This window comes from Tabrizicola sp. (assembly GCF_031377265.1).
Lineage (GTDB): Bacteria > Pseudomonadota > Alphaproteobacteria > Rhodobacterales > Rhodobacteraceae > JAUYQR01.
This window is the reverse complement of sequence record NZ_JANMET010000125.1, coordinates 1-7,835: the sequence shown is the minus strand read 5'-3', so window position 1 is coordinate 7,835 and position 7,835 is coordinate 1. Positions and strand designations below refer to the sequence as shown.

The 7,835-nt window shown below is 63.3% G+C and carries 8 protein-coding genes; 3 read left to right on the top strand and 5 right to left on the bottom strand.

Annotated features, from left to right (window positions below):
• Positions 1–997: MFS transporter (locus tag RMO18_RS07460; RefSeq protein WP_309664933.1), on the top strand; the 997-nt coding region annotated here is incomplete at its 5' end.
• Here the strand turns inward: RMO18_RS07460 and RMO18_RS07455 are convergent.
• The 5 genes from RMO18_RS07455 to RMO18_RS07435 form a co-directional block, all read right to left on the bottom strand.
• Positions 985–2,556, bottom strand: a complete 1,572-nt coding sequence (locus RMO18_RS07455; protein ID WP_309664932.1) for a 5-guanidino-2-oxopentanoate decarboxylase — start codon at positions 2,554–2,556, stop codon at positions 985–987. The two genes, RMO18_RS07460 and RMO18_RS07455, sit on opposite strands and share 13 nt — an antisense overlap.
• On the bottom strand, positions 2,553–3,740 hold the full coding sequence (locus RMO18_RS07450; RefSeq protein WP_309664930.1) for a pyridoxal phosphate-dependent aminotransferase: 1,188 nt from the start codon (positions 3,738–3,740) through the stop codon (positions 2,553–2,555). The genes RMO18_RS07455 and RMO18_RS07450 overlap by 4 nt, the downstream gene beginning before the upstream one ends.
• Positions 3,737–4,396 (bottom strand): TetR family transcriptional regulator C-terminal domain-containing protein, encoded by a 660-nt coding sequence (locus RMO18_RS07445; RefSeq protein ID WP_309664929.1) that lies wholly within the window; start codon positions 4,394–4,396, stop codon positions 3,737–3,739. Before RMO18_RS07445 ends, RMO18_RS07450 begins: the two co-directional genes overlap by 4 nt.
• 74 nt (positions 4,397–4,470) lie before the next feature.
• Positions 4,471–5,412 (bottom strand): cation diffusion facilitator family transporter, encoded by a 942-nt coding sequence (locus RMO18_RS07440; RefSeq protein WP_309664927.1) that lies wholly within the window; start codon positions 5,410–5,412, stop codon positions 4,471–4,473.
• Positions 5,396–6,031, bottom strand: coding sequence for an SH3 domain-containing protein (locus RMO18_RS07435; RefSeq protein ID WP_309664926.1), 636 nt, complete (start codon positions 6,029–6,031; stop codon positions 5,396–5,398). The genes RMO18_RS07440 and RMO18_RS07435 overlap by 17 nt, the downstream gene beginning before the upstream one ends.
• Positions 6,032–6,114: 83 nt before the next feature.
• On the opposite strand from RMO18_RS07435, the gene RMO18_RS07430 reads away from it, so the two are divergent.
• Both RMO18_RS07430 and RMO18_RS07425 read left to right on the top strand, forming a co-directional pair.
• Complete coding sequence (locus RMO18_RS07430) at positions 6,115–7,101, top strand: D-glycerate dehydrogenase (protein WP_309664924.1); 987 nt, start codon at positions 6,115–6,117, stop codon at positions 7,099–7,101.
• 187 nt (positions 7,102–7,288) lie between these two features.
• Positions 7,289–7,495, top strand: coding sequence for a hypothetical protein (locus tag RMO18_RS07425; RefSeq protein ID WP_309664923.1), 207 nt, complete (start codon positions 7,289–7,291; stop codon positions 7,493–7,495).
• The last annotated feature ends 340 nt before the right edge of the window (positions 7,496–7,835 follow it).

The following is a 7,835-nucleotide window of genomic DNA, read 5'->3' as shown; positions in this document are numbered from 1 at the left end:
TCTGACGCCGATTGCCGCCGTGACAGCGATGCTGTTTGCCCCGGCCTTCGGGACAGCGCTGGGGCGGATCGCATTGCCATCAGCGGCGGTTCTTATGGCGCTAAGCTGTGCGCTGCCGGGGCAGGCTGCGGTGATCTGGATGTTTCCTCTGGCGATGGCCTGCTGCGGGGCGGCCACTGGCCTGACCGATGTGCTGATGAATGCACGGGTGGCTGCTTTGGAAAATGAGCGCGGGCTGCATCTGATGAATTTGACTCACGCCGGCTATTCCTTTGGCTATGCGGGTGCGGCGCTGGCCACTGGCGCGATGCGGTCGGCGGCTTGGGGCCCGGGGGCAGTGATGGGAACCATGGCTGCGTTCGCGGTGATACTGGCGCTGTGCACGATCGAGCGCGATGGCACTATCAAGGGCCTTGCCAAGCCGAAGGGCAATACCGCTGCGGGTCTTGGCTGGGTGCCGGTGATTGGTGGCGGGATCGTCCTGATCGCCTTCATGACCGAGAACGCGGCCGAGAACTGGTCTGCCTTGCACATAGAACAGACGCTGGGCGGCAGTCCCGCAGAGGGGGCCTTGGGGCCAGCGGCGCTGGCGCTGACCATGGGGTTCGCGCGGCTGGCAGGGCAGGTGGTGGCGAACCGGATCAACCCGTTCACGCTGTTGAAAGCGGGGGCGGTGGTTTCGGCCGGCGGCGCGCTTATCGCGTCACAAGCGGGAAGCCCCGCCATGGCCTATGCCGGGTTCATCGTGATGGGGATCGGGGCGTCGGTCATCGCGCCGACGGCGTTTTCACTGGTAGGACGCTATGGCCCGGCAGAGGCACGGGCGCGGGCGGTGGCGCGGGCGACGCTGCTCGGCTACTTCGGGTATTTCTTTGGGCCACCGCTGGTGGGCATCATCGCGGGTACTTTCGGGATGCGGATGGCGTTTGTCTTTGCCGCCGTAATGCTGAGCATGATCTTCGTGCTGGCACCGCTCATGGCGCGTCAGCGGACCTGAACTTCGATCAGCCTTGGTCCGTCGCATGGAGTCTGCAGGGCGTGAGCCAGCGCCGCCGGGTCTTGTGCCACGCTGGCGAAAGGCAGATCGCAGGCCGCAGCGAACGGTTCCAGTTTCAGCGGCGATGGCGTGCAGCCGATTATCGGCGTCTGCGCGGCGCGCATCGCCTCGGCGATCTCAAGATACCCGGCGTTGTTCCAGACGATGAAGGTGATCGGCAGGTTCTCGTCTACGGCGGTGCGCAACTCTCCAGAGCTGAACTGCAGGCCACCATCGCCGATCAGGCAGACAACCGGCACCCCGGGGGCCGCAATTGATGCACCAACAGCCGCGCCGGGGCCGTAGCCAAGCGCGCCATAGCCGGTGGCCGCATTGAACCAGCCGCCGGGGCGGTCGTGGTCATAATAGAGGTTGGCCGCATAGACCGGTTGGGTGCTGTCACCAACGATGATGGCGCGTGGCAAGGCCGAGCGGATCGCCTCGACCATCGTCAGTTGGGCCGGCATCGGAGCATAGAGCGGGGCAAGATCTGCCCGTGCGGTGATGCGGGCGGCAAGCGCGCGCGCCGCACCGTCGCGGGGTTTGGGGATCAGATGTGGCAACAAGGCAGTCATCGCGGCACCGGCATCTGCCTTGATCGCAAGGGCAGCGGGTTGGCGGGCCAGTTGATCGGCACAGATGTCGATGCGGATCATGGCGTGCAGGTCAGGCAAACTATCGTTCACATACATGTCGTAGTCGGTCTGGCCGAACTCGGTTCCGATCGCCAGCACCTGATCGGCGGCGGCAATCATACTGCGGACACCATCGAGGCTGGGTGAGGCGGGCACGGTAAGGCGGTGGGCATGCATGGCGCCGCGCGCGTTCACCGTTTGCACCACGGGCGCATCAAGGGCTTCGGCCAGTGCCTGTAGGGCCGCATCCTGGCCGCGCGTGCCACCACCGGCAAGGATGACCACACGCTCCGCCCCGTTCAGCAGGGCTGCGGCCTGGAGCAATGCGGCGCTGTCCGGTTCAGGCGCGAGCGTTGCCTTCGGTGCTGGCAGCGCGTCGCAGGGCAGGCCCATCACATCGGTCGGGATCTCGATGTGCACCGGACCGGGGCGGCCGGTGGCCAGCGCGGCAAAGGCGCGGTCAAGGGCGCCTGCCAAGCCTGCGGCATCCATCACGGTTTCGGTTGGGCACAACGCCCGTACCATAGCGGCCTGATCGGGCAGTTCGTGTAGCAGGCCAAGTCCCTTGCCCAGCGACGCCCGCTGGTTGACGCCCGAGATGACCAGCATCGGGATGCTGTCGGCCCGAGCTTGCGCCATTGCGGTCAAAGCGTTGGTCAGGCCCGGCCCGGTGATCACCAGCGCCACGCCGGGTTTGCCGGAAACGCGGGCATAGCCATCGGCCATGAAGGCAGCACCCTGTTCGTGGCGGGGGGTCACGTGGCGGACAAGACCTGAAGCAAGACCACGGTAAAGCTCAATCGTGTGGACGCCCGGAATGCCGAAGACCACATCCACGCCACGCGCCGCCAGCCCCTCGATCAGGCGTTCGCCAACGGTGGTCATGCGGCTTGCTCCAACAGCTTTGCGGCATGGGCTGCAATGCGCTTTGCGGCCTCGACGGTCAGGTCGTCTGGCTGCGTCAGGCTAAGCCTGATCCAGCCGTTCAGCCCCTGCCCGAAGCTTTCGCCCGGCATCACGGCCACCTTTTGCGCCGCAAGCAGACCCTCGGCAAAGCCAGTGCCGGACAGCCCCGTGGCACGCACGTCAATCAGGGTGAACATGCCCGCCTCGGGCCGATGCGCCCGCAAGCCAGCGACGCCATCCAAGGTGTCCGCAATCAGACCGGCCCGCCGGGAAAACCGCGCGACCATTCCGTCAGAAACGGGCGAAGGTTCGGAAATGGCCAGGGCGGTCATGTCTGCGATGAAAGGTTGGCTGCCAAAAAGCATGGTTTCTGAAAGCGGGAGGAGCCGCCTGCAAAACTCCACCGGGCCTATGCACCAGCCGGAACGGAAGCCCGGCGCGGCGTGTGACTTGGAGATCGAACATGCCGAAATGACCCTGTCGGCCAGATCGGGCAGGTCCAATGGCGAGGCGAAGGTCACGCCGGGAAACACCATCTCCTCGTAAACCTCGTCTGACACGATCCACAGATCATTTGCTTTGGCCAACGCGCCAAGGGCCGCCAGATCTTCAGGGCGCAGCAGCGCGCCAGTGGGGTTGTGCGGCGTGTTCAGGAACAGAACGCGGCTGGCGGGCGTGATCCTTGCGGCCACGTCGGCCACCTGCATGCGAAAGCCGAATTCGGGGCGCAGCGGCACCGGGACCATGCGTGCGCCAGATTGCGCAATGATGCCTTCGTAGGTCGCATACATCGGATCACCGACCAGCACCTCGTCGCCGGCCTCGGCTATCGTGCGCAGGATTGTGTACAGCGTGGTTTGGGTGCCCGGAAGGCAGATCACCTGATCCGGCGTGATCAACCGGCCGCGCCGTTGGCTGTAGCGGGCGGCCAGTGCCTTCACCAACGCGGGCTCACCCCGGCCGTTGGAATAACCGGTGCGCCCCGATTGCATGGCGCGATACGCAGCGTCGATGAAGGCAGTTGGCGTCGGAATATCCGGCTCGCCGATGGTCATCTCGATGATCGGCTCGCCACCGGCTTTCATGGCGCGGGCGCGGGCGTGCAACGCCCACTTTTCGCCGCCCAACCCTGACAGCCTTTCAGTCACGGATGCGTATCTCATTTTGGTGTCTTTCCAGAATCCGGCAATTGGTTTGCATAGGGCATCAGATCAACCCCGAGAATTGCGCCGACCGACCGCAAGCCGATGGTCGCCAGCTCGTCGGGTGCAAAGGCATGCGGCAGAATTGATCCCTCAAGCCAAAGCCCGTCGATCAGGCCATTACAGGCGATCGCTTCGGCGCGCAGCTGGGCGGCATTGGCGTTGCGCGGCAAAGCGGCAATCAGCGCCTCCAATGCGTCGCGATACTGCAGATAAGCGACTTCGTGAACACCCAACAGTTCAAGGTCAGAGCGGACCTTGTGCATGTACCCTGCCCAAAGACCGACAGCGCCACCATCAATCACCGGAGGTCGCAACGAAGCCGCAACAAAAGCTGCAAGTCGTTCATCCGGCTGGGCACCGACCCCTTCGAGGGCATCTGACCCCGCAGCGGTCATCCCTTCCATCAACTCGATATAGGCCACGCGCAACAGGTCATCCTTGGACCGAAAGTAATGCCGGATAAGACCCGCTGTCACACCCGCCCGCGCGGCGATCGCGCGCACCGTCGCTGCCTGAGGGCCGCCTTCGGCCACAAGATCCTGGGTTGCGGTGATCAATGCGCTGCGACGGACTTCCTGGCTCTCGCGGCGGTAAGCGCGTCGTGTCTGATCCATGTGCGACCCTGTTATACATTTGGATAATCCATGTTCAGCGCCGCCACGTCAAGAGACAGTTCAGCTTTGCGGCATTATTCAGCCGGCGTGTCAGTCACGGCGGTGGGTGCAGTTTCCTTCGCTACATCCTTGTGGATGATCACGTCGGTTTGCGGATATGCGTTCAGGATCGCCCGGCGCAATGCGGCACCGATGTCATGCGCCTGTCGCAGGCTTTGGCCGCCATCCAGTTCGATATGCAGATTGACGAAGATCCGGCTACCCGCGGTCCGCGTCTTCAGGTCATGATAGCCGCGCACGCCCGGCCAAGCCTTTGCGATTGCAGCAATACCATCCAGAATGGCAGGGTCCGCCGCGCGGTCCATCAGGGCATCCCAAGCACCCTTGCCAATGCGCAGCGCACCAATGGCCATAACCCCGGCAGACCCCAGCGCCACCACCGCGTCGACCGACCCGATACCGTAGCGGTCCGACACCCAAAGCGCGCCAATTGCGCCAAGGCTGGGCAGCAGGTCGCCGAGGTAGTGCAGCCGGTCCGCTGCAACCACCCGGCTGCCCGTCCGTTTCGCTACCCGGCCCTGCCACCAGACCAGCGCCAGCGTCAGCACGACCGACACCGACATCACTACCAGCCCGCGGCCTTCAGCGGCAAGAACGTGGTCGACCGGGGCCAGAAGCCGCAGGATTGCTGCATATCCGATGACGCCAGCCGAAATCAGGATGAACACCGATTGCGCCAGCGCCGTCAGATCTTCGGCCGAGGTGTGGCCGAAGGCATGATCTTCATCCGCCGGGCGGGCGGCATAGACAATGGCCGCTGCCGCGCCAAGCGACATCATCAGATCCAGCGCGGAATCGGCCAGTGACGCCGCAATCGACAGCGCCCCCGTTTCCGCAAGCGCCCATAGCTTCAATCCCACCAGCACGGCAGCAACGACCACCGAAGCCAGACCCGCCGACAATGTCAGGCTGACCAGATCGCGCCCGTACTGAACGTTGTCAGTCGATGGTCTCATCCGGCAAAACCCCCCAGAAAGCAGATGTCTGGACCCAGCCCTTTTGCCCGTCAACCGCGATCCTGCACCAAGTGTCGTGGCATTCCAGAACGCGGCCTACCACGCCCTGTTCAGCCTGCGCCACGACCATCGAGTCCTGCTTGGGGATTTCGTGGAATTCCGCCATGTCCAGGGTCACGATCACTGTCCGTACGCCCGACAGAAGCGAATAGTGAACCCAGCCGCCAGCCCCCTCCATGTCTTCAACCCGGCGCCAGTTCTCAAACTCGGCGGTGATTTTCAAGGGCATCCCGGCGCGGGTGAAAACCCAGTCGATCCGGTGCGTAAGGCCCGGTCCGCGGCGGGCGTTTCCCTCGCTGCCTTTGAGCGAGACAAAGCGCGGCAACGGCAAGTTGGTGACACAGCCAATGTCCGGCGTGCAGGCTTTCGCCTCTGGCGCAATCGCAGTCGCGGGCAGGGTCGCATCCACCTCTTGCGCACTGGCTGTCAGCCCGCCGACCTGGCCAAGGCCCGCCGCCAGAACGACCCAAACCGCCCCCATCCATTGCCGCATGCCGCGCGCCCCGCTGTAAACTGGCCCGCAGCACTGCTGGCGCGGGCGGCCCATCGTTCGGGCCATGTGTTCGAGGGCTTGTGCATCACCCCGCTTCCCGTCACCTTGCCTCAATGGCGCGGGATTTGGAAGACTTCGGGAGGGTGCGAATGCCAACTGCTCGTCTGAGTGTTGTGGTGACGCGACGCTTGCCAGAGGCGGTCGAGACGCGGCTGAAAGAACTGTTCGACGTCGAGCTGCGCGATCCCGACACCCGGATGTCGCGCGAGGAGCTGGTCAATGCCATCCGCCGCGCTGATGTGCTGGTGCCCACGATCACCGATCAGATTGACGCGGCCCTGATTGCGCAGGCCGGAGAGAAGCTGAAACTGATCGCGAACTACGGGGCGGGGGTGGACCACATCGATGTGGCCACCGCACGACAGCGCGGAATTCTTGTGTCGAATACACCTGGCGTGGTGACCGAGGACACCGCCGACATGGTCATGGCGCTGATCCTTGCGGTCACCCGGCGCATTCCCGAAGGTTTGCAGGAAATGCAGGCCGGCACCTGGACCGGCTGGTCACCGATGGCGCATCTGGGTGGGCGGCTTGGCGGGCGGCGGCTGGGCATTCTTGGGATGGGGCGCATAGGGCAGGCGGTGGCTCGCCGGGCACGTGCCTTCGGCCTTCAGGTGCACTACCACAACCGCAAGCGGCTGCGTCCCGAGGTGGAGGCCGAACATGAGGCGACGTACTGGGAGAGCCTTGACCAGATGATTGCCCGGATGGACATCGTGTCGGTCAATTGCCCGCATACGCCTTCGACCTTCCATCTGATCAACGCGCGCCGGTTGAAACTGATGAAACCAAGCGCCGTCATCGTGAACACCTCTCGCGGCGAGGTCATAGATGAGAATGCACTCACCCGTGGGTTGCGTGCCGGCGAGTTGGCTGGGGCCGGACTTGATGTTTATGAACATGGAACCGAAATCAACCCGCGACTTCGCGAACTGCCGAATGTTGTTCTGTTGCCGCATATGGGATCGGCCACAGTGGAAGGCCGGATCGAAATGGGTGAAAAAGTCATCATAAATATCAAGACCTTCGCGGATGGTCACAGACCGCCTGACCAGGTTGTCCCGGGGCTTTTGTAAGTCATGACCGGCATGTCCCGCTGCATGCAGTTCTGCTGGCCCCCCAAATCGATTGTGCCCTTGGCGCAACGCTGCGGCTAGAACGCACTGAATCGTGAGTTTGAGGATTGATCCGATCCTTTCTGGTCGTTAGCCTAAGCCACGACCTGTCGTCTGGACGGGGCCGTCAATCAATTCGGAGACTATCATGAAGAAACTTATTGCCCAGGTTATGGCTCTGTCATTCGGCGCATCCGCTGCGTTCGCCGGTGGCCCTGTTGTCATCGTCGAAGAAGGCCAGCCCGAAGTCATCGCGGAAAAGCCCGCTTCCAGCATTGGCATCCTGCCTCTGCTGCTGATCCCGATCATCCTCTGCGTCGCGCTCTGCGGCGGCGATGACGATCCGGTTGAATAATACACCTGTGGATCCAAGACGGCGCAACAGTTGATCGGATCCGAATGCAGAAATTCGATGCCGGGGCGGCAGGTTTGTCGCTCCGGCCTTTTTACATATTGAATGGCGTGTTGCCGACATTCGGCGCGCCGAGTTTCTGCAGAATAGTGGATTGAGGAAACTGTTGCCCCCGATGTCGCTGGCTTTTATGCCCGGCGTTTCAGAAAGTTCTCCGGAATTCCCAAAGCAGCATCTCCCCTCAGCTCCTCTCATTGCTGTGACCTTCCAGGTTTTGCAGCTTCTCGCCTGCAAAGACGGGGCCTGAGCAGTGGCTTTTGGCAAAGAATGCCCACGCCATCGG